General features: G+C 54.2%; 20 protein-coding genes. 11 read left to right on the forward strand and 9 right to left on the reverse strand.

Going from position 1 to position 20,535, the window contains the following annotated elements; translation table 11 throughout:
• Window positions 1-10: 10 nt before the first annotated feature.
• The 6 genes from ACJJI8_RS05475 to ACJJI8_RS05500 all read right to left on the reverse strand — a co-directional run bounded on the left by ACJJI8_RS05475 (window position 11) and on the right by ACJJI8_RS05500 (window position 7,160).
• On the reverse strand, window positions 11-1,546 hold the full coding sequence (locus ACJJI8_RS05475) for an alkaline phosphatase (protein ID WP_444934482.1): 1,536 nt from the start codon (window positions 1,544-1,546) through the stop codon (window positions 11-13).
• A 265-nt stretch (window positions 1,547-1,811) separates the two neighbouring features.
• Window positions 1,812-2,186 (reverse strand): gamma-butyrobetaine hydroxylase family protein, encoded by a 375-nt coding sequence (locus tag ACJJI8_RS05480; protein ID WP_444934483.1) that lies wholly within the window; start codon window positions 2,184-2,186, stop codon window positions 1,812-1,814.
• A gap of 4 nt (window positions 2,187-2,190) precedes the next feature.
• Window positions 2,191-3,507: an ATP-dependent protease ATPase subunit HslU gene (gene hslU, locus ACJJI8_RS05485; protein WP_444934484.1), complete on the reverse strand. Its 1,317-nt coding sequence runs from the start codon at window positions 3,505-3,507 to the stop codon at window positions 2,191-2,193.
• Window positions 3,508-3,580: 73 nt separating this feature from the next.
• Window positions 3,581-4,120 carry an ATP-dependent protease subunit HslV gene (gene hslV / locus ACJJI8_RS05490; RefSeq protein ID WP_108734993.1) on the reverse strand — a complete coding sequence of 180 codons (540 nt, stop codon included), beginning with the start codon at window positions 4,118-4,120 and terminating at the stop codon, window positions 3,581-3,583.
• Window positions 4,121-4,285: 165 nt separating this feature from the next.
• Window positions 4,286-4,864, reverse strand: coding sequence for an SPOR domain-containing protein (locus ACJJI8_RS05495; protein WP_413663797.1), 579 nt, complete (start codon window positions 4,862-4,864; stop codon window positions 4,286-4,288).
• A gap of 82 nt (window positions 4,865-4,946) precedes the next feature.
• Complete coding sequence (locus ACJJI8_RS05500) at window positions 4,947-7,160, reverse strand: primosomal protein N' (RefSeq protein ID WP_444934485.1); 2,214 nt, start codon at window positions 7,158-7,160, stop codon at window positions 4,947-4,949.
• Between the two features lie 353 nt (window positions 7,161-7,513).
• On the opposite strand from ACJJI8_RS05500, the gene rpmE reads away from it, so the two are divergent.
• The 9 genes from rpmE (at window position 7,514) to rsd (ending at window position 14,461) form a co-directional block, all read left to right on the forward strand.
• Window positions 7,514-7,726, forward strand: coding sequence for a 50S ribosomal protein L31 (gene rpmE / locus ACJJI8_RS05505; protein ID WP_108734996.1), 213 nt, complete (start codon window positions 7,514-7,516; stop codon window positions 7,724-7,726).
• Between the two features lie 382 nt (window positions 7,727-8,108).
• On the forward strand, window positions 8,109-9,362 hold the full coding sequence (locus ACJJI8_RS05510) for a malic enzyme-like NAD(P)-binding protein (protein WP_108734997.1): 1,254 nt from the start codon (window positions 8,109-8,111) through the stop codon (window positions 9,360-9,362).
• A 130-nt stretch (window positions 9,363-9,492) separates the two neighbouring features.
• A complete protein-coding gene (locus tag ACJJI8_RS05515; RefSeq protein ID WP_444895679.1) occupies window positions 9,493-9,924 on the forward strand; it encodes a hypothetical protein in 432 nt (143 codons plus the stop codon).
• A 40-nt stretch (window positions 9,925-9,964) separates the two neighbouring features.
• Window positions 9,965-11,593 carry a glutamate--cysteine ligase gene (gene gshA / locus ACJJI8_RS05520; RefSeq protein ID WP_444934486.1) on the forward strand — a complete coding sequence of 543 codons (1,629 nt, stop codon included), beginning with the start codon at window positions 9,965-9,967 and terminating at the stop codon, window positions 11,591-11,593.
• 34 nt (window positions 11,594-11,627) lie between these two features.
• Window positions 11,628-12,230, forward strand: coding sequence for an acyl carrier protein phosphodiesterase (locus ACJJI8_RS05525; RefSeq protein ID WP_413663801.1), 603 nt, complete (start codon window positions 11,628-11,630; stop codon window positions 12,228-12,230).
• Complete coding sequence (locus ACJJI8_RS05530) at window positions 12,227-12,718, forward strand: disulfide bond formation protein B (protein WP_282930663.1); 492 nt, start codon at window positions 12,227-12,229, stop codon at window positions 12,716-12,718. Before ACJJI8_RS05525 ends, ACJJI8_RS05530 begins: the two co-directional genes overlap by 4 nt.
• A 36-nt stretch (window positions 12,719-12,754) precedes the next feature.
• Complete coding sequence (locus ACJJI8_RS05535) at window positions 12,755-13,141, forward strand: CidA/LrgA family protein (RefSeq protein WP_444934487.1); 387 nt, start codon at window positions 12,755-12,757, stop codon at window positions 13,139-13,141.
• A complete protein-coding gene (locus ACJJI8_RS05540) occupies window positions 13,138-13,824 on the forward strand; it encodes an LrgB family protein (RefSeq protein WP_444934488.1) in 687 nt (228 codons plus the stop codon). The genes ACJJI8_RS05535 and ACJJI8_RS05540 overlap by 4 nt, the downstream gene beginning before the upstream one ends.
• Window positions 13,825-13,993: 169 nt before the next feature.
• The gene (gene rsd / locus ACJJI8_RS05545) at window positions 13,994-14,461 is read left to right on the forward strand and encodes a sigma D regulator (RefSeq protein ID WP_413663804.1); all 468 of its coding nucleotides are present in this window, start codon (window positions 13,994-13,996) and stop codon (window positions 14,459-14,461) included.
• 134 nt (window positions 14,462-14,595) lie between these two features.
• On the opposite strand, the gene bamJ is transcribed toward rsd, so the two are convergent.
• Complete coding sequence (gene bamJ, locus ACJJI8_RS05550) at window positions 14,596-15,384, reverse strand: FKBP-type peptidyl-prolyl cis-trans isomerase (RefSeq protein WP_444906864.1); 789 nt, start codon at window positions 15,382-15,384, stop codon at window positions 14,596-14,598.
• A 457-nt stretch (window positions 15,385-15,841) separates the two neighbouring features.
• On the opposite strand from bamJ, the gene ACJJI8_RS05555 reads away from it, so the two are divergent.
• Window positions 15,842-16,747: a histidine kinase gene (locus ACJJI8_RS05555; protein ID WP_444934489.1), complete on the forward strand. Its 906-nt coding sequence runs from the start codon at window positions 15,842-15,844 to the stop codon at window positions 16,745-16,747.
• Between the two features lie 115 nt (window positions 16,748-16,862).
• Here the strand turns inward: ACJJI8_RS05555 and ACJJI8_RS05560 are convergent, their stop codons facing one another.
• A complete protein-coding gene (locus ACJJI8_RS05560; RefSeq protein ID WP_413663807.1) occupies window positions 16,863-17,357 on the reverse strand; it encodes a TIGR02444 family protein in 495 nt (164 codons plus the stop codon).
• 108 nt (window positions 17,358-17,465) lie between these two features.
• Between ACJJI8_RS05560 and ACJJI8_RS05565 the strand changes: the two genes are divergently transcribed.
• Entirely contained in the window at window positions 17,466-19,385 is a 1,920-nt protein-coding gene (locus ACJJI8_RS05565; RefSeq protein WP_444911803.1) for an ATP-binding cassette domain-containing protein, read from the forward strand.
• A gap of 86 nt (window positions 19,386-19,471) precedes the next feature.
• Here ACJJI8_RS05565 and ACJJI8_RS05570 read toward each other — a convergent pair whose 3' ends face one another.
• Complete coding sequence (locus tag ACJJI8_RS05570) at window positions 19,472-20,410, reverse strand: outer membrane beta-barrel protein (protein WP_282930654.1); 939 nt, start codon at window positions 20,408-20,410, stop codon at window positions 19,472-19,474.
• Between the last annotated feature and the right edge of the window lie 125 nt (window positions 20,411-20,535).

The following is a 20,535-nucleotide window of genomic DNA, read 5'->3' on the forward strand; positions in this document are numbered from 1 at the left end:
TTACCCCCAGTTATTCTTCTGTCAGCGACAGGTCGGTCGCAGCAGTCATCACGTGGAAGACTGCACTCTGCTCCAGGCTACCTTGTACCCGCTCGGCGCCGGCGCCGATAGCGTGCAAGCTGATATCCTCGCCCGCATGGCTCTCAGACTCCAGGTGCACCATTGCTTCCTGGTGGAAGCCCGGCGCTTCGGTATCCACGCCGGAGAGATCCTTGCGTCCGGTATCGGCGGCGATATCGTAGCGCTCATCCGCGTCGGTATTTTCACCTAAATCGGCATAACCCAAGCCATTGGCATAGCTCAGGGTGGTGTAAGGTTTACCGTCCGCAGCAAGATCTTCTTCCGCTTCTGCGGCACCGCTGCTGTCATTCTCAACCACTTTACCTAATATCGGGTTACCGCGAGTCGGATAGCCGGCGATAGTCATCACATGGCTGTGGTCGGCGGTCACCAGGATCAAGGTGTCTTCAAGATCCACTTTATCCAAAGCAACCTGTACCGCATCCGCAAAGGCGATGGCATCGTGCAAGGCGTTATAGGCATTACCGGCATGGTGGCCGTGGTCGATACGCCCGGACTCTACCATCAGGAAGTAGCCATCGCTGTCTTTTTCCAACAGCTCGATGGCGGTATCAGTCATCTCGGCAATGCTCGGCTCATCGCTGTCCTTAGCGATGCGGTCCGCATCGTAACTCATGTGGCTGCTGGTGAAGAGCCCCAATAACTTATCGGTGGAGGCAATATCGACGCCTTCCAGCTCGGAGCCACTCTCCACGTACACAGCAGTCTGCTCGCCGTCATAGCGCTCCAGCCATTCACTAGTCAGGTCGCGGCCGTCTTCACGTCTACCGTCGTTGTCGGTGGTAACAAAGTTGCGGCGGCCACCACCGAGCATGACATCGATACCGTCGCCGGCAGACATCTCAACCATCTGCGAGGCGATATCGGAACAATCACCCTCGGCGGAATACTCCCAGTTGCGCTCCGGGCTGCGCGAGTAAGTGGCTGCAGGCGTGGCGTGGGTCAGACGCGCGGTGGAAACAATGCCGGTGGCCTTGCCACGGCTCTCCACCATTTCCAGGAAGGTATTTAATTCCTTACCCTCAGTGCTGGCGCAATTAGCTCGCAGTGCATCGCCATCGATATTAATTACACCGGCGCGGGTTTTTACACCGGTCATCATGGCGGTCATGGTACCGGCAGAGTCCGGGGTCTGCTGATTGGTGTTGTAGGTTTTGATCAGTGCGGTATACGGAAACTCTTCAAAAGAGAGTGCATTTTCTTCGCCGCTCTCACCGACTAGCTGGCCTTCAAGAATACGGGCAGCGGTTAAAGTGGAAATGCCCATTCCATCGCCGACGAACAGAATTACATTCTTCGCAGTTTTTGCCTCGCGGGAAAGCGAAGCGCGCTCTTCCAATCGGTCAACACTTTCCGTGTACCAAGCACTATTGGTTTGGTAGTCGGGCAGGGTTGCCGCTGAAACAGCGGAAGCGAGAGGAATCAGACAAAAGGCGCTCAGTGCGCGGACAATTGTTTTTGCCATGGGGGCCTCCGAAACTCGTTAATTTGGCGAGCATTAGAGTTCCAAAATGTGACAAAAGAATTACGCGCCGGTTACGTTGTTAATATCTTTGCTCTGAAAATCAATGAATATCAAAGAATTACCTAGGGGCGACAATATTTGGCGCAGCCGAACCAAAAATTAATTATTCCGGTAATAAATTATTGAGAAGAGTGGGGAGATATTAAAAGAGAAAAGGGTGAAACCGCCCCCTGGGGAGCGGCTGTCATGACCGATCAATTTGCCACTAGCCGATAAACTTCACCACACTCTCATCCGGGTCGCGGCCCTGGCCGGCATCGCGCAGGCGCTGAAGGTAAGCCTCCCAGTTAGACGAATAGTTTTCAGCTAGTTCGTGCAAATACTCCCAGGTAAAAATACCGGTGTCGTGGCCATCGTCGAAATCGATTTTTAGCGCATAGCGGCCAGCCGCCTCCACCGTATCGATACCCACATGCATTTTGCCACTGACCAGCACCGGCTCGCTGGCACCGTGGCCACGCACCTCAGCGCTGGGGGAGTAGACGCGCAGGTACTCTGCCGGCAAGGTAAATTCAGCATCGCCAAATACCAGGTGCAGGCTTTTCTCTACGCGATTTAATCGGATTTTTTGCGGTTTCATTGGTTTACAAAATAAAACGCGACAGGTCTTCGTTCTGGCTCAGCTCGCCCAGATGGCTGTCCACATAGGCGGCATCAATGTTCAGCGAAGTATTGCCATCGCCCGCATCAAAGGAAATTTCCTCCAGCAAGCGCTCTAATACCGTGTGCAGACGGCGTGCACCGATATTCTCGGTGCGCTCATTCACCTCGAAAGCCACTTCCGCGATGCGGCGAATACCGTCTTCACTAAATTGCAGTTCCAGCCCCTCAGTGGCCAGCAATGCTTTTTGCTGCTCAGTGAGGGAAGCGGACGGCTCGGTGAGGATACGCTCGAAATCTGCGGAGCTCAGCGAATTCAATTCCACACGAATGGGCAGGCGACCCTGCAACTCGGGAATCAGGTCCGAGGGCTTGGACAGGTGGAAGGCACCGGAGGCAATAAACAGGATGTGATCGGTTTTGATCATGCCGTACTTGGTGTTAACCGTGCTGCCTTCAATCAGTGGCAGCAGGTCGCGCTGTACCCCTTCGCGGGAAACATCGGCACCGCCGCTCTCCTGGCGCTTGGCGACTTTATCGATTTCATCAATAAATACGATGCCATTCTGCTCAGCAGCGCAGATCGCACGGGTCTTAACATCTTCGTCGTTGACCAGCTTGGCCGCTTCCTCGTCGGTGAGCTGCTTGAGGGCCTGCTTGACCGGCAGCTTGCTCTTGCGAGTCTTGCCCTGGGACATATTGGAGAACATGCCCTGGAGCTGGTTGGTCATCTCCTCCATACCGGGAGGGGCCATAATTTCTACGCCCATGGGCGCAGCGGCCAGATCCACCTCAACCTCTTTGTCATCGAGATCACCTTCGCGCAACTTCTTGCGGAATAGCTGGCGAGTGCTGGAATCCTTATCGGTGGGCTCGGTGGAGCGCGCCGGCGGCAGCAGGGCATCGAGGATGCGCTCTTCTGCGGCGTCCATAGCGCGCTGCTCAACACCAGCCATGGCCTGCTCGCGTTCCTGCTTCACTGCCATCTCAACAAGATCGCGGACAATCGACTCTACATCCCGACCGACATAGCCCACTTCGGTAAATTTAGTCGCCTCTACCTTGATAAAGGGCGCGTTCGCCAGTTTAGCCAGGCGGCGGGCAATTTCCGTCTTGCCCACGCCGGTAGGGCCGATCATCAAAATATTTTTCGGCGTGATCTCGGCGCGCAAGTCTTCACTAACCTGCATACGGCGCCAGCGGTTGCGCAGCGCAATGGCTACCGCACGCTTGGCCTCCTGCTGGCCGACAATATGGCGGTCGAGTTCGTGGACAATTTCTCTGGGTGTCATCTGGGACATACAAATTCCTGCAAAAATTCTTGCGGGGGCCTAAACAGCCCGCCAGCCGGTCACTCTAGGGTGTACCCGGTAATCAATAAGCCAGTTCTTCGATGGTGTGGTTCTGGTTGGTGTAAACACAGATATCACCGGCGATCTTCAGTCCCTGCTCCACAATAGAGCGGGCATCCATATCGGTATTGTCCAGCAGCGCGCGGGCCGCTGACTGGGCGAAGGGGCCACCGGAACCGATAGCAATCAGGTCGTCTTCCGGCTGAATCACGTCGCCATTACCGGTCACAATCAAACTGGCAGTGGAATCGGCAACCGCCAGCAGGGCCTCCAAGCGGCGCAGGGCGCGGTCGGTACGCCAATCTTTGGCCAACTCCACAGCGGCGCGGGTCAGTTGGCCACCGTGGGCCTCAAGCTTGGCTTCAAAACGTTCGAACAGGGTGAAAGCGTCTGCAGTACCACCGGCAAAACCGGCAATAACCTTATCTTTGTACAGGCGACGCACCTTGCGCGCATTGCCTTTCATAACGGTGTTGCCCATGGACACCTGGCCGTCGCCGCCAATCACAACTTTGCCGTTGCGGCGACAGGATAAAATAGTAGTTCCGCGATACTGTTCCAATGGAGACCTCTCGGATTGCGCGTGTACTCTGGCAGCGGGCATCGAAGTGCCCGCGCCGGGGAATTGTCTTCAGACTAGGTAAGTGAGGACGGTACGCGCCGATTTCAATAAGAGAGGTCACAATTACTGAGTGGGGCAACACACCTTAATAAACGGAATTGATGGTCACTGGGTCGCCGGGCGTTTTAGCACCAGCGGCATCAGGCGATGCTCAGCCAATGTTTGGCGCGCTTTGGCCATCCGGGAGCGGTTGCTGTAAGGGCCCACCAATACCCGGTGCCAGGTACCCCGGCTATCGGTGGCCGATTCCACTTTGACATCCAGGTTGGCCAGGGTCAGCTCAACGCGCAAGCGCTCCGCTTCAGAGGCATCGCGAAACGATGCCGCCTGCAGGATATATACCTGTGCTGGGGTGCTGCGATCGGGTTCCGATGAGCTACTGTTCTGGGAACTGTTGGTGGAGTCACTGCGGCGCGCCGGTTGTGCCACTTTGGGCGGGGGTACCGTGACTTCGTTTTCTTTTAATTTTGTATAAAAATCAAAACGCGGTTGAGGCGATGTTTCCTCTCGCTGCTGCACCGCCTTTGGCTTAATGCTGCTTATTCCCCGGCTGTCCTTGTCCATGCCCTGAAGAAACAGTACGGCCACCGCAAAGCCACCGACAAAATTCCCCAGGACAAACCAAACCCATGCGGGTTTGCCTGCGGCTTTTTTACTGCGGCGATTACTGGTGCGACGGCTCATCGAAAATTTCTTCCCTGCAAGGTTTTAGCGGTTTGTGAATTGTACCGCCAATTTAGTGCCAGGCGCGTAACCCAGCGCATATTCACGATAATTCCTGCGCATCCATATCCACGGCCCAGCGCAGGCGGCGATTTTTATTGCCCTCCGCCCAGGCACACACTCGCGCCAGCAACGGCTGTAGGTGGGCTCGGTTTTGTGCGGTGACCTGAATATAAAATCGGAAGCGCCCGGATTTGCGTTCCAGTAGTGCCGGCACCGGCCCCAGATATTGGATCTGTGGCGATGGGGGTGCCAGGGACTGCATAAAGAGTCGCGCATTTTGTAGAAACTCTTCGGCCCAACCGGGCTCTTCACACTCCGCTCTCACCAGCGCCATAGCACTCGCGGGGGGCAACTGTGCAACCGAGCGATCCCTCAGCAACTGGCGCGCAAAAGCGCCATAGCCTTTTTCCAGCAGCAATTGTAAAAGCGGGTGCTCGGGAAAGCGGCTCTGAACCAATACCCGCCCACTGAGACTGCCGCGCCCCGCACGGCCCGCCACCTGTTCCAATAACTGGCCGGTACGCTCTGGCGCGCGGAAATCTGCACTGAACAAGCCGCCATCGGCATCCTGAATCACCACCAAAGTGACCTTGGGCAAATGGTGCCCCTTGGCCAGCATTTGGGTTCCTAACAACAGGCAGGGCTCCCCCTCTCGCGCCGGTGCTAATAATTTATCCAGCGCCTGCTTGCTCGCCGTGGTATCCCGGTCCACACGTATCACCGGGTAGTCGGCAAAGCGACGGGCCAACAGTTCCTCGCTGCGTTCCGTGCCGGCACCCAGGGCCGAGATCGAACGGCTGTGACATTGTGGACAGCTATCAACCAGCGGGCGGCGGTAATCGCAGTGATGGCAGCGCAACTGGCGTTGCCGCCGGTGCATAGTCAGCTTGCTCGAGCAGTGTGGGCAATCCGCCAGCCAGCCGCAATCATCACAAGTCAATGCGGGGGCAAAGCCGCGCCGGTTGATAAACACCAGAGCCTGCTCACCTCGCTCGAGGGTATCACCGATATGGCGCAGCACCTGGGGAGAAAATCCCTCTTCCAGAGGCTCTCGCAGTGTCGGCACTACGTGAATTTGCGGTGGCTTGGCATCACCGGCGCGATAGCGCATACGCAGGTGTTGATAGCGCCCATTCAGAGCGTTGTGCAAGGTTTCCAGAGAGGGCGTGGCCGAACCCAAAACCACCGGCACATTATTATTGCGGCCCAAAACCACGGCCAAGTCCCGGGCCGAATAGCGCACACCGTCCTGCTGTTTAAAAGAGGCATCGTGCTCTTCATCGACAATCACAACGCCGAGCCTGGGCAGGGGAGTCATAATGGCTGAACGGGTGCCGATCACAATATCTGCCTGCCCACCTGCGGCCGCCAACCAGGATTGAGCGCGCTCGCCGTCGGCCAAGCCAGAGTGCAGCGCTGCGATACTGTGCTTGGGAAATCGTGCGGCAATACGCCTCAGCGTTTGCGGCGTAAGCCCAATCTCCGGCACCAGTAACAATGCCTGGCGGCCACTATCCAGGACCCGCTGCATCAGGCGCAGATAAACTTCGGTCTTGCCGCTGCCGGTGGTGCCCTCCAGTAGTGAGGCAGAGAAGCCGCTGCAATCGATACTGTCGAGCACCTGTTGCTGTTCGCTGTTCAGCTCCGGAGCCGGTGTACTCTCTGCTGCGGGTAGCGGCGCTGGTACGGTAGGGCCTGGGATCCACTCCACCAGGCCGCGATCCTGCAGGGCGCGGATCACCGGGGTATTGTGGCCGAGGGTCTTAAGGTGGGTTCGGCTCTGCTTGCCATCACTCAACAGCAACTGGAACAGAGCCTGCTGCTTGGGGGCGCGCGCCAGCGCAGTTTCCGGCAAGCCCTTTCCCTCGGTAGTGAGCTGGAGCCACTGCTCCGCCCAGTGATCTGCCGGCTTACCTTTGCGCAGCGCCACAGGCAACGCTGCGGCGTAGACCTCGCCGAGGGGCGCCTGGTAATAGTCGGCAATCCAGGCCAGCAGCTTGCGGCTGCCATCGCCAAACAAAACCTCCGAATCCACCAGTTCCAGCGCTGGCTTCAAACTGCTGTGCGGCGACTCCTGCACTATATCCAACAGTACTGCCACTAACTTGCGCCCGGCAAAGGGCACCCAGAGGCGCTGGCCGGGCCGCAGTGACTCCGGCGACAGTCCCTCTGGCGGCAAATAGTCAAACAAGCGCCTCAGGGGCACGGGCACTGCCAGCCTTAAAATGACTCTTTGTTGGACTGACTCCTGCACCTGGCCCCCACTCACTCAAACAAAAGGCGCTAGTGTAATAGCAGATGTAGCAAGTTGCAGGGCTTCGTCGGGGATAATGACTGTTAAGGAGCCTCTGAATAACTCCGTAATGCCGAATTGGCGACTTAGGCGTCACAGAGGAATTAGTGAGGTCAATTGTTATCAAAGCTATTGTGCAATGCTAACAAGTGGCCATCCTTAGTTATTTCGCCACCCAATTGTGCTTGAACCGCGACATTAATCTGATAGTATGCGCCGACTTTTTAAACAGCCTGGAACCATACTGGTTCCTGCACCAATGACGATGCCGTGCTCGGCAAAAGATCGAGTGGCGGTTTCGAAAAGAGGCAATCATGAAAGCAGATATCCATCCTAACTACACCGACATCTCCGCTACCTGTTCCTGCGGCAATGTTGTAAAAACCCGCTCCACTCTGGGCAAAGACCTGCAAATCGACGTTTGCTCCCAGTGCCACCCTTTCTACACTGGCAAGCAGAAGCAGGCTACCACTGGTGGTCGTGTTGACCGTTTCAAGAAGCGTTTCGGCAGCCGTATCGGCAAATAATCCGGGCTCTTCGCTCGAATGGACTCGCCACTTGCGGCAGGATCCATTCCAAAAAGGCACCTCGCACTGCGATGGTGCCTTTTTTGTATCTATTCATTCCCCATCATATCCAGCAGCCGTAAGCGTCTGTGTACAAAATCAAAATCGACTTGAATCGCTTAACCTTACCGCTATTGGCGACCATTTTATCCTTATAAATCAAAATATTGCGGCTATTTATCCCGAAAATTGTCGATAGGCACGATAAAAATAGAAGTCCGTACCACATATTGCAGATTTTCACGCTTGTAGCGCCAAGCTTCCCTCGGTTATTCTCTGGCCCCCGCAGTAACCGGGATAACACTTAAGTGTTGCCCACAGTATTCGAGAGAAAAGCCCCCAAATGACGGATTCATTGCGCCAGGCAGCGCTCGATTACCACGCGCTCCCCAGTCCCGGCAAACTTTCAGTAGAACTGACGACCCCTGCCGAAACCCAGGAAGACCTGTCCCTGGCTTACAGTCCCGGCGTCGCCGAACCGGTGCGAGAAATCGCCAAGGACCCAGAAGCAGCCTATCGATACACCGGCAAAGGTAATCTGGTAGCAGTCATTTCCAATGGCAGTGCCATTCTCGGTCTCGGCAATCTGGGCCCGCTGGCCTCAAAACCCGTGATGGAAGGCAAGTCTCTGCTGTTTAAACGCTTTGCCGATATCAACTCAGTAGATATCGAAGTTGATGCCAGCAGCCCGGAACAATTTATTCAGACCGTGGCCTCGATCGCCAACACCTTCGGCGGTATCAACCTCGAAGATATTAAGGCGCCCGAATGCTTCCATATTGAAGAGACCCTGATCGAACGCTGCCCGGTACCGGTTTTTCACGACGATCAGCACGGCACCGCCATTGTGACCGTTGCCGGTATGCTCAATGCTCTGGAGATTCAGGGTAAGAAAATCAGTGAAGTGCATATGGTCTGCCTGGGCGCAGGTGCCGCTGCGACCGCCTGCTGCAAACTGCTGCTGGCTGCCGGAGCGCGCAAAGAGCAGATCACCATGCTCGACAGCCGTGGGGTTATCCACTCAGGTCGAACGGATATCAACGCCTATAAGGGTGAGTGGGCGCGGGATACCGATATGCGCACCCTCGACGATGCCATCGCCGGTGCGGATGTATTCCTCGGGGTATCCGGCCCGGACCTGCTCTCCGCCGAGCAGCTACAGCGCATGGCCCCAAAACCGGTGGTCTTCGCCTGCTCTAACCCCAACCCGGAGATTAAACCCGAGCTGGCTCACAGTGTGCGCGACGACCTGATTATGGCCACAGGCCGCTCCGACTACCCGAACCAGGTTAACAACGTCCTCTGCTTCCCGTTTATTTTCCGGGGTGCCCTGGATGTCCGCGCTGCGCGAATCAATGAAGAGATGAAACTGGCAGCGATCGAGGCGATCCGCAAAATTGCCCACCTGCCGGTGCCAGATTCAGTGCGCGAAGGTTATGGCGGTATCGAACTCAGCTTCGGACCCAACTATATCCTGCCCAAGCCAACCGACCCACGTTTACTGCCTGAGGTGGCTTCGGCTGTAGCTCGAGCCGCCGTAGACAGTGGCTGTGCGCGCCTGCCCTACCCGGACAACTATCCCCTGGAAACCCTGTAAAGATCACAGATTTCCTCACTTAACCCGTTAGAGCAGGCATTTACCGCTTTCGCTCTAACGGAGTTCTTGAGCCATAAAGCCCCCGTCGCTAAACTGCCTTTCTGTCACAGCATCAAAGTTGCCCAACATAATGAGTCATGTGTACGTGCTGACCAATCAGCACCAGCAGTTCCTGAGTAAAAGCGGCGAATGGACCGATGGCCGCGAGCCGAACAAACTGTTTCGCAGCGAGCATAAAGACGTCGCTATCAACCAGATGTTCGAGGCCAATACTCGCAATGTGAGCCTACGCATTGAATTGCTGCTGTGCGAACTCAGCATTAAGGGGCACCCCCAGATCCCCGAGGAAGCTCTGGCACCGGTATCCAGTGATGAGAGTCAGGGTGACCCTGAAATCACCCCCTCAATACCTGAGGAACTGCCAGAGCAGGCCAACCCGGAGATAGAACCCCAGCCTGCGCCTGAAGTCGCACCGGAAGAAGCGCCTGAGGTTGCCCCGGAACCAGCGCCCGCTGAAACGCCCGCACAGCCTGACGAAAACAAATCTGAATCCGCCGCCTGAGCGCCAGAACATTCAGCACCGGCACAGAGAGTCGCCCGAGATGGCAGCGATAAAGAAGCGTTCCGGTAGTACCAAGGAGATTCGAGTGCCCATTTCCCACCTGGCCGCGCTATCGCAAGCCAAACCAGCCCAACTGCTCAAAGGCATCCTCCGCGGTGTCGAGAAAGAGAGCCTGCGTGTCGCTCCCGATGGCGCCCTTGCGCAAACGCCGCATACCACAGCACTGGGCTCCGCACTTACCCATGAGAGTATTACTACCGACTTCTCTGAGGCCCTACTGGAATTTATTACGCCGCCAGTAGCGACCCCAGAGGAAGCGTTACAGGTCTTGGACCGTATCCACCGCTACACCTACAACCAGATCGGTGACGAGCGCCTGTGGGTTAACAGCATGCCCTGTGCGATTGGCGAAGATAAAGATATTCCCGTTGCCCGCTACGGCAGCTCTCACAGCGGCACAATGAAAACTATTTACCGGCTGGGCCTGGGGTTGCGCTACGGCCGCGCCATGCAGACTATCGCCGGTATCCACTACAACTTTTCGCTTCCTGAAGAGTTCTGGCTGTGGCTGCATGAAATCGAAGGCAGCAGTGAGGATTTAAAAAGTTTTAAAACCCGTCGCTACTTCGATCTAATTCGTAATTTCCGCCGCAATTACTGGTTGCTGATTTACCTGTTTGGCGCCGCACCTGCGGTATGCGCTTCTTTTGTCGATGGCCGCGAGCACAGTCTTGAGCCCTTCAATGGGGATGACCACACTCTGCACGTGCCCCACGCTACGTCCCTGCGTATGGGCGACCTGGGCTACAACAGCAACGTGCAGCAGTCACTGGTGGTTTGCTACAATGACCTGCGCAGCTATTTATCGACGCTCTGTTCAGCGATCAGCAGTTCCTACGGCCCCTACCAGGAAATGGGGGTTAAAAATGAAGGCGGCGACTACCAGCAATTGTCCACAGGCATACTGCAAATCGAGAATGAGTTTTACTCACCGATCCGTCCCAAAAACCCCGCCAAACGCGGCGAAACAGCGCTGTCTGCCCTGGATAATCGCGGTGTTGAATATGTTGAGGTGCGCTGTCTCGACCTGAACCCCTTCGCCCCCTTGGGAATTGACGCCCAGCAGATGCGTTTCCTCGATAGCTTCCTGCTGCACTGCCTGCTCACTGACAGCCCCAAAACCAGTGATGCCGATTACCGCAGTACCCAGGAGAACCAACAACGTATCGTCTACCGGGGTCACGAACCGGAACTAACACTGCTGGATAACGGTGGCGAGCGTAAACTGAGCGACTGGGCCACCCAATTATTGGAAGAGGTCGACTCAGTGGCAGAACTGCTGGATAACGCCTGGGGCGGCTCGCAATACCGCGGCTCAGTGGGCGTGCAGAAGGCCAAGGTGAAAGGGGATATCCTCACACCGGCACAGCAGATACTGGCAGAGATGCGCGAACAAAACATTACCTTTTCCCAGTGGGCTATGGATAAAGCCGAACAGCACCGCCTCTACTTCCTGGAGCGCCCTCTGGACAGCGACTATCTGCAAGACTTCTTACAACAGGCAGAAACCTCACTGCTCAAGCAAAAAGAAATTGAAGCGCAGGATAGCGGTACTTTTGAAACATTCCTGAGCCGTTACTATGCCCAATACAACTGCTGCCAGGACTAGCGGCTGATACAGTGCCGCAGCCTGAGCGAGGCTTATGAACTATCTGGCACACCTGTTACTGTCCGGGCCCAATCCGCGCTGGCGACTGGGCGGGCTCCTGGGGGACTTTGTTAAAGGTCCCCTGGATGACAGTTGGCCAACGGATATTGAGCATGGTATTCGCCTGCACCGTCGCATCGATGCCATCACCGATGCTCACCCGGCCTACCGAGATGCCCTGTCACAACTGGACCCGCGCTGGCGTCGCTATGCCGGTATCGCACTGGATATATGGTTTGATCACCTGTTGGCAGAAAACTGGCAGCAGTGGCACTCTGAGGCGCTGGATGAGTTTTGCCGGCGCTGTTGGAGAGACTTTCATTTCGACAGCCGGTATATTCCGCCACGCGCAATGGCATTTATTGAGCGCGCCGAGCAAATTAAACTGCTGCAAAGTTACCGCGAGGAGCGGGTAATCGAGCTGACCCTGGAGCGGGTTGGACAGCGGTTGCGCCGCCCGGTAGCACTGCAGGAGCTACTGCCTGAACTTATCGCCGGGCGGAACAAACTGGAAAGCAATTTCAATAAACTATTAACCGACTTGAATCTCGAAGCGAACCGCTTTCGACAGCACTATTCAGGACCCGAATTACCATGACCTTACCCAACCCGCGTATCACTTTTCTTCTGGTCTTCCTAATGGTGGCCTTTTTACTCGGCTCCGCCTTTTATCTCGAGTACGTGCAGGGGCTGGAGCCTTGCAAATTGTGTATTACCCAGCGGGTAATGCTATTGGGTGTTGGCGTAGTTTCGTTGATCGCATTCCTGCACAACCCTGCCACCATTGGCCGTCGTGTCTACGGCCTGCTGGTATCCCTATGGGCAATGGGTGGTCTCTACTTTGCCGGTCGCCAGCTTTGGCTGCAAAGCCTGCCGGAAGACCAAGTGCCGGCCTGTGGTCCAAGCGTCAGCTATATGATTGAAGTTTTCCCGATGGCCGATGTGCTCAAGGCGCTGCTGAGCGGCGATGGCAATTGTGCTGAAGTACAGTGGACCATGATGGGCCTGAGTATCCCCGGTTGGGCCGCTATCGGTTTTGCCGGTCTGATCCTGTTCGGTGGCTGGCAAGCATTCCGCAGAGCTTAACAATCTCCGGCGGCTTTAACGGCCGCCATCTCCTACATGTCAAAATCCACGCTGCACAACATACTCCACTGGCTGGGTGGAGCTGCCATTCTGGTTGCCTGTACCTGGCTGGGCAATTTCACCAGCTCAAGCCTGTCACTACCCATTCCGGGATCTGTCATAGGGATGCTGATGCTACTGGTGATTCTCGTGTTCAATGGTGGTGCTCCCACAGGCCTTGCCAAAGTCAGCTCACAACTGCTTTATCTACTGCCGCTGTTATTGCTACCGGCGGCTGTCGGGGTATTTTTTTTCCAGGGCCTGACTCTATCCGACTGGCTAGCCTTAATCGCCGCTATTGTGATTGGCACACTGGTCAGTATCGCTATTTGCGCACAGCTACTAAAGAAATTGCTGATTCGCTCTGGGGGTAATCGGGAGTGAATGAATTTCTGGCGAGCCCAATCTTTGTATTGCCCTTGAATGTCATCGCTTTTCTTGTCGGCGTTACCCTTTACCGGCGCTACAAGACTGTTCTGCTGCACCCTATCATCAGCGCTAGCATTTTGACCGCAATAACATTGAGTGTTCTCCATATCCCCTATGAGAGTTACCAGGGCTCCAGTGCATTACTGTACAGCTTGCTAGGGCCAGCAGTTGTTGCCCTGGCTGTCCCTCTCAAACAAAATCTAGTGATTATCCGCAAAGCCGGCTGGCCGCTACTTGTCACTATTTTTGTGGGTGCGATTTTGGCCCCAGTTATAGCGGTATTAATCGCCTTGGTATTTGGCGCGGGCAAGTCAGTACTACTGGCGTTGAGCGGCAAATCTATTACCACACCCATCGCATTGGCCCTGGCGGAAACAATCCACGCTTCTCTCAGCCTCACTGCAGCTATTGTGGTCTTGACCGGGGTGGTCGGTGCTATCGCTGGCCCAGCTCTAATGAGTAGGCTCAATATTCACGATGAGCGCATTGTCGGTATCGTACTCGGCATCAATGCCCACGCGGTGGGGACCGCACGAGCATTAGAAATCAGCGCCCTGTGCGGCGCCTGTGCAGCGTTGGCGATGGGTACCTGCGGTGCGCTCACAGCGCTGATTTTGCCGCTCATTATCAGTGGATAAAACACCCTAGATTTGCTCCACCGAAGATCGCCGCAGGCATCGTTGTATTCTGGCGTAGATCACACTCTGCACCTTGCCGTCGGCGGGGGAATCTCCTATCTTCTTAGGGCCTTCGGGATCAGCAATAAAGCTGGCTATCACGGCAACAGTAACCAAAGGATTCTTGGAGATGCTGGAAAATTGTAAATCTGCGCGCGAGCGCTGGGGTGGTGTCAGTGAAATCATTGACCGCTGGCTACAGTCCCGACAAATCCTGCTGGTAAGTTACTACCATCTGTCTGAGAAGAAAGAGTTTAACGATGGGGATTCGGAGACCGAGAACGGTGTTCGTCATCTTTGCCAGTTGCTGGTGGACTACGTCTCTGCGGGACACTTTGAGGTATACGAACAGCTCATACTGGAAGGCCAGGCTTTTGATGATAAACAGGGGCTGCAACAAGCGCGGGAACTCTATCGGGATATTGATGTGACCACTGATGTCGCTGTCGATTTCAATGATAAGTACCAGGAAACCGACGATCTATCCAGCCTGAACCCAGATTTGTCACAGCTGGGGGAAGCACTGGAAACCCGCTTTAGTTCCGAGGATCGAATGATCGCACTTTTGCACACAGCCCATAAAAACCAGCTGGTCTAAAAAACTGAATTCATCTCTGTAAAGGCGATGGGACGCCGGCGCCTTTAATCGAATATTTTTGCTGTTGATTTTTCAAGGTAAAAAATAAAGGCGCCCATTGGGCGCCTTTATTGAATCCAAAGTAGTAAATTTAATTACTCGCTTTTGGGCTCTTCTTTTTTCTCTTCTTTTTTCTCGGCGCCATCTTCCTTGCCAACATTGGCTTTGTGCAGCTCCACTTCAAAAATCAGCGTTGCGTTAGGGCCGATCTTACCGCCTGCACCACCCGGGCCATATGCCAGCTCGGAGGGGATGTAAAGCTCCCACTTGGAACCCTCTTTCATCAGTTGCAACGCTTCGGTCCAACCCTTGATAACACCATTAACCGGGAACTGGACCGGCTCACCACGGGCGTAAGAGCTATCAAACTCTTCACCATTAATCAGGGTACCCTTGTAGTCCACTTCAACAGTGCTGTTCTCACTGGGCTGGCCGCCGGAACCCTCAGTAATCACTTTGTACTGCAGGCCGGAATCAGTGGTAACAACACCATCTTTCTTGGCATTCTCTTCGAGGAAGGCTTTTCCTTCCTGCAGGTTTTTATCAGCAGTCTCTTTGAATTCTTTCTCTTGCTGAGCCAGCATTTCCTGCTGCTTCTTCTGCATTTGCTCTTGGAAGGCAGCGATAGTTTGCTGCTTTTCTTCTTCAGTCAAACGGGATTCATGGCCGCTGGAGACATCCTTAAGAGCCATCATCACCACTTGGGGATCTAATTTCACATCCTGAGCTTCAAGGCGCTTCGCCATATCTTCGGCAATGATGTAGCTGACCTTCTTCTCCTGGGTGTCCAGGGCAACTTCTTTTTCCTGCTTAGATCCCTGTTCGTTACAGCCGGTCAGCGCCAGGCCAAGGGCAATTGCTGCAGCCAAAGGGTATTTATTCATGGGTGTTGTCTCTTTGTCCGTATTGCGTTGAATGATTCGCGCTTGACCCTGGGTCAATGCCTGCGGCGGCTTATCAAGTAATCCTGACTCGGCCCTTAGCCTCCAGGCGCACCTTTTCCGCCAGTCCGCTCAAGTCTAACCTAAGGCGACTGCAAGTGCATACCGATGACGCGCACACTGTGCAGGACACCACATTCCACCTTAAGGTTCCAGGGACCAGCGAGAAAAAAATACATTTACAGCACTATTTTCGCTGCTTACGGCATACATTTTTTTTAAAAACAGCGCTATTATCGACCAGTCGCCGGTTATTGTTCCGGACTGTTTGAGGTGCTTTTCAGTTTCAGAACAATTTACAGTGTTCAGATCCCCGATTTAAATATGTCTATTACATATAGATCTGATCCGTACACTGTCCGGATGTTCCAATTGATAATAAACGTCAGGACATTTACTCATGGCTGCCAAACAAAGAGCTGTCAATTCAGTCGCAGAACTGGAAGCACAAATTTCCAAGCTAACCGTCAAGCTGGACAAAGCCCGCAACAAGAAAGTTACCGATGCCGGCAAAAGTGTTTTAAAAGCCGGAAAAGCACTGACTTCCGCAAAAGAAAAATTAGCTAAAGCGAAAACCAAACTAGTAGACGCTAGAACTGCAGCCAAGACACGAAAGACAGCTGCCACTCAAAAGCGTGTAGAAACCGCCAAGGCCAATGTAGAAAAGCATAACGAAGTACTCCAGCAAGCAAAGGCATCACACGCCGAAGCAAAGGGTACTGAGTCCCAGGCAAAAGCCGAGCTGAAAGCTGCCGAAGCTGTACGTAAGGCCGGTGTAAAAGCAGAAAAACTGCTAAACAAATCCAAGCCAAAAGCCCGTAAAGCTACCACCTCAAAAAAAGTAGCCGCTCCTAAAGCAACCGCAGCAAAGAGCCGCACTAAAGCAAGCACTACCAGCACCACCAAAACAGCAAAAAAAACAGTGGCAAAAAAAGCCACAGAAAAGAAAACTAGTGCCAAGAAAGCCTCCACTACTGCGAAAAAAGCACCAGCCAAGAAAGCTTCTACTACCGAGAAAAAAACTCCAGCGAAGAAAGCTCCAGCTAAAACTACTGCTGCCAAAAAACCAGCGGCGAGCAAACCATCTACGGAAGCCAAGCCTGCAACAGTCAAGCCAAGCGCAGAAACTCCGAAGGTGAAGGCTGCCAGCAAGCCAGAAACCGTAGAGAAGCCCAAAGACGATTCAAAAACCATGGCTCCAGCTGAACAGCAGAAACCGATGGATACTCCGCGCCCAGCAGCAACGATTACTCCTAGCACCCCGGCAAACAGCCTGTTTTCTTCGGAGCAACCCAGCGGCGAGTAGTCTCGGGACTCCTCGCAGCCAAATACGCTGCTGCTTAATTGAGCTCTGTACTTTTCACGACTGTATTACCGGCGACCCCAGAAAAGTACAGTGCCCAGAGGGGTGTAACAGTGGCTTAACCCGCTGCCCCCCTGTGAGCCAAGTAGCTTTCGATCAGGCCCGCCCAGCGGGCCTGATCTTTTTGCTGCAAACCATATTGCTGGGATGCTAGCTCCAGTGCAGAACGATCCCCCGGCCAGTCCTCAGCATAAATTTTCCACAGCGCAGCCAACTGTAACTGCTCCAGCTTCAATTCATAGCGTTTACACAGTGCGTAGGCCCGCTGGGTATGGGGGCGCAAACTCCCCAACCAACGACGCAGGTGTCGCACACTGCGAATCATTCGCCTGCGCGGCGCAACGCCTCGATCTGCGACTCTCCATCCCTCTTCACTGATTTCCTTGCCACAAACGGCTGTATAGCTCGCCCACAGCAGAAGACACACGTCAGCGCCATTTCTGTCTTGGCAGTCGAGTAGGAACTTCTCAACATCCTGGTAGGCATAAAAGTCCAAGCTGAACTGCCAGAGGGGGTTTTCCTTGGGGGAAGATGGAGGTGAAGTATTTGTCACGTTAAAATCCCGACCCTTTGCTGATCGGCATAGTGCCCCAGTCTCTGTGGAGTCCGGGCCTGTTCAATAGCCTAGCATTCATCGGCCTATTCATATGAGGTTTTTCCAGTGATCAATTTACAAGGGGTTTCTCTGCACCGAGGTGAGCGCGACTTGCTTGACAGCGCAGATTGCAGAATCTTCCCCGGCCACAAAGTGGGAATTATCGGCGCCAACGGCTGTGGCAAGTCAACTCTGTTCAAACTGCTGCTTGGACAACTGGAAACCGATGCAGGGCAGGTAGACCTCCCCAGCACCTGGCGTATCTCCCATATGGCTCAAGAGGTAGTAGCTAGTGAGCAGTCAGCACTGGATTACGTTTTAGACGGCGATAGCGAGTTGCGACTATTGCAAAAGCAACTGGCAGAGGCCGAAACAAGCGACGATACCGACGGTCACAAACTGGCAGAACTGCACGAACGCATGGCCAGTATTGATGGCTACAGTGGCCCGGCGCGCGCCGCGCAACTCCTCGACGGGCTCGGCTTTTCCCACGAAGAGCAACAGCGCCCCGTTCGCAGCTTCTCAGGTGGCTGGCGTATTCGCCTCAATTTGGGCCGCGCCCTGATGTGCCCCGCAGATCTTATGCTGTTGGACGAGCCCACCAACCACTTGGATCTGGATGCCACCCTTTGGCTGGAACAGTGGCTGCAACGCTTCCCCGGTACCTTGCTGATTATTTCCCACGACCGCGACTTTCTCGATGCAGTGGTCGACGGCATTGTCAGTTTTGAACAGCAAAAACTGGTCTTGTACAGCGGCAATTACAGTGCCTTCGAGCGCGCTCGCGCTGAGCGCCTGGCCCAGCAGCAAATACAGTTTGAAAAACAGCAGGCCGAACGCGCACATATGGAAGACTTTGTGCGGCGCTTTCGCGCCAAGGCGAGCAAGGCCAAGCAGGCACAAAGCCGCCTGAAAGCCCTGGACCGGATGGCTCTGATTGCCCCGGCCCATGTGGATTCCCCTTTTCATTTCACCTTGCCATCTTCCGAGAAAACCTCTAATCCGTTAATCGACCTGCGCGAGGCGGATATCGGCTATGCCGAAAAAATAGTGGTGAAGAACGTTCAGCTGGGCATTCAACCGGGACGCCGTATCGGCCTGCTCGGCCCCAATGGTGCGGGCAAGTCTTCTCTAATCAAAACCCTGGCTGGCACACTCGCCCCCCTCAGCGGCGAGCGCCAATGTGGCGAACACTTGGCCATCGGCTACTTCGCCCAGCATCAGCTGGAAGCACTGGATAGCAACGGTTCCCCATTGCTGCACCTGCAAAGGCTGAGCCCCGATGCCTCGGAGCAATCGCTGCGGGATTTTCTCGGCGGCTACGGTTTTATCGGCGATCGGGTTTTCGAAACGGTAGGGGGCTTTTCCGGCGGTGAAAAAGCCCGTTTAGCCCTGGCACTACTGGCCTGGCAAAAACCTAACCTGTTGCTTCTCGATGAACCGACAAACCACCTTGATTTGGAAATGCGCCACGCCCTGACCCTGGCGCTGGCGGAGTTTCCCGGTGCCGTCATATTGGTTTCCCACGATCGTCATCTACTGGCCAATACTGCCGACGAATTTATTCTGGTGGCCAATGGCCGCGCCGAACCCTATAGCGGCGACCTTGATGACTACAAACAGTGGCTGCTCGGCTTTAACCGGGAAAAGAAACGCAAAGAGGAGAGCCCCTCCACTGTTACTGGCACAGAGGAAAAAGCCCCTGAGGATAAGAAGGCCCAAAGGCGCGCCGCCGCCGCTCTACGCGAACAACTGAAGCCCCTGACCAACAAACTCAAGAATATTGAGCGACAGATGGCTACGGCAGAAAAGGCATTGGCCGCAGTACAGGAAAAACTTGCCGATGAAGCGCTATATAGCGGCGGCCAGCAGGAAGAAATAGCTCGACTTAATAAAGAGCAGTCGGAGCAGCAGGAATTAATGGAAGAACTGGAAATGGAATGGCTGGAAATTTCTGAGAAGCTCGAAGAAATTCGCAGCGAGTAATTTTATAGAAAATCATTTTAAACAATATCTTCAGCGGGCTTCAGAACTTTTCTGCCGCCCGCTGAAGAAATCGATTTTAGTTGCCCTTAACGAATACAACCGTATTCATCCACTGCAATACCAATCGGTGTATTTGGGCATTGATCGATATAGCTGGGTACACCATCAAAATCTGTATCCAGCGGGCAGCCATCTAATTGCACATCGATTCCCACTGGGGTCTGCGGACATTGATCAGTGGCATCAATAACACCATCGGCATCTTCGTCATACCAAAAATCCGGATATTCAAGCCATTGATAGCCGACCGCCAAGCTGGCAAAACCATCGACACCACCTTCTTCGACCCCCTGGAAAAGCCGTATATCTGCGCGGGCCTGCCAACGGGGCCCCAGGTGATATTTAATTCCCATTCCCACATTCACCATATTTTGCCGGTCATGCCAGTCACAATGGTAAGGCGGGTAGGGATAATGGTGGCCGTCTGGCCGATCCTCAGGGACATAGAATTTCTTACGACAATCCCAAGGATAGGGATAGTATGGGTCGTAGGGATGATCCGGATCATAGACATACTTTGGGTCATCTGGATGCCAGTGTTTTTTACGGTAACGCCGGTCGTAATTAATACGCATTTCACCCAGGCCAAACGCGACATAGGGCTGCCAACAAAAATTACCGCAGAACTGCCCTCCAAATTGATATAGGAGATCTATGCGGTAGTTATACACATCTACTTTCTCGGGCGTATCCGCAACACTCACGACGAAATAGTCGACAACCCCTTCCATCGCCCAATGATTTGTCATGTTAAAGCCAAAACCGGCACCGACACCTGAGGTATCTCGCATTTCAAAACCGCGAAATGGCGTGCCTTGTAGGCGGTCACCATCAAACCAATGCTTACCCCCATTAACATAGAGGTTTAAAGTTCCAACAAAATCAGCACGGACTTCAGAAACTGTAAAGAGTAAGATAAACGGCAGGCTATAGAGAAATGAAAGCAGAGGGTCACGCCTTCTCATTAGAAACACCAAGATTCCTTCCTTGATCAACCCCCCAAATTATTATTAACATCAATATCTATTAATAAAAATAATTCGGTTTTGTTTTCGCGATGCTTCCTGAATCCGGTTCTTATTGGAAATAA

Source organism: Microbulbifer maximicatervae (SeqCode), from assembly GCF_052467695.1.

What these genes read in the sequence shown, in the direction of transcription:
- ACJJI8_RS05475 (WP_444934482.1), bottom strand. Translation starts at nt 1,546, where the DNA reads ATGGCAAAAACAATTGTCCGCGCACTGAGCGCCTTTTGTCTGATTCCT.
- ACJJI8_RS05480 (WP_444934483.1), bottom strand. Translation starts at nt 2,186, where the DNA reads ATGAAACCGCAAAAAATCCGATTAAATCGCGTAGAGAAAAGCCTGCAC.
- hslU (WP_444934484.1), bottom strand. Translation starts at nt 3,507, where the DNA reads ATGTCCCAGATGACACCCAGAGAAATTGTCCACGAACTCGACCGCCAT.
- ACJJI8_RS05495 (WP_413663797.1), bottom strand. Translation starts at nt 4,864, where the DNA reads ATGAGCCGTCGCACCAGTAATCGCCGCAGTAAAAAAGCCGCAGGCAAA.
- rpmE (WP_108734996.1), top strand. Translation starts at nt 7,514, where the DNA reads ATGAAAGCAGATATCCATCCTAACTACACCGACATCTCCGCTACCTGT.
- ACJJI8_RS05510 (WP_108734997.1), top strand. Translation starts at nt 8,109, where the DNA reads ATGACGGATTCATTGCGCCAGGCAGCGCTCGATTACCACGCGCTCCCC.
- ACJJI8_RS05515 (WP_444895679.1), top strand. Translation starts at nt 9,493, where the DNA reads ATGAGTCATGTGTACGTGCTGACCAATCAGCACCAGCAGTTCCTGAGT.
- gshA (WP_444934486.1), top strand. Translation starts at nt 9,965, where the DNA reads ATGGCAGCGATAAAGAAGCGTTCCGGTAGTACCAAGGAGATTCGAGTG.
- ACJJI8_RS05525 (WP_413663801.1), top strand. Translation starts at nt 11,628, where the DNA reads ATGAACTATCTGGCACACCTGTTACTGTCCGGGCCCAATCCGCGCTGG.
- ACJJI8_RS05530 (WP_282930663.1), top strand. Translation starts at nt 12,227, where the DNA reads ATGACCTTACCCAACCCGCGTATCACTTTTCTTCTGGTCTTCCTAATG.
- ACJJI8_RS05535 (WP_444934487.1), top strand. Translation starts at nt 12,755, where the DNA reads ATGTCAAAATCCACGCTGCACAACATACTCCACTGGCTGGGTGGAGCT.
- rsd (WP_413663804.1), top strand. Translation starts at nt 13,994, where the DNA reads ATGCTGGAAAATTGTAAATCTGCGCGCGAGCGCTGGGGTGGTGTCAGT.
- bamJ (WP_444906864.1), bottom strand. Translation starts at nt 15,384, where the DNA reads ATGAATAAATACCCTTTGGCTGCAGCAATTGCCCTTGGCCTGGCGCTG.
- ACJJI8_RS05555 (WP_444934489.1), top strand. Translation starts at nt 15,842, where the DNA reads ATGGCTGCCAAACAAAGAGCTGTCAATTCAGTCGCAGAACTGGAAGCA.
- ACJJI8_RS05570 (WP_282930654.1), bottom strand. Translation starts at nt 20,410, where the DNA reads ATGAGAAGGCGTGACCCTCTGCTTTCATTTCTCTATAGCCTGCCGTTT.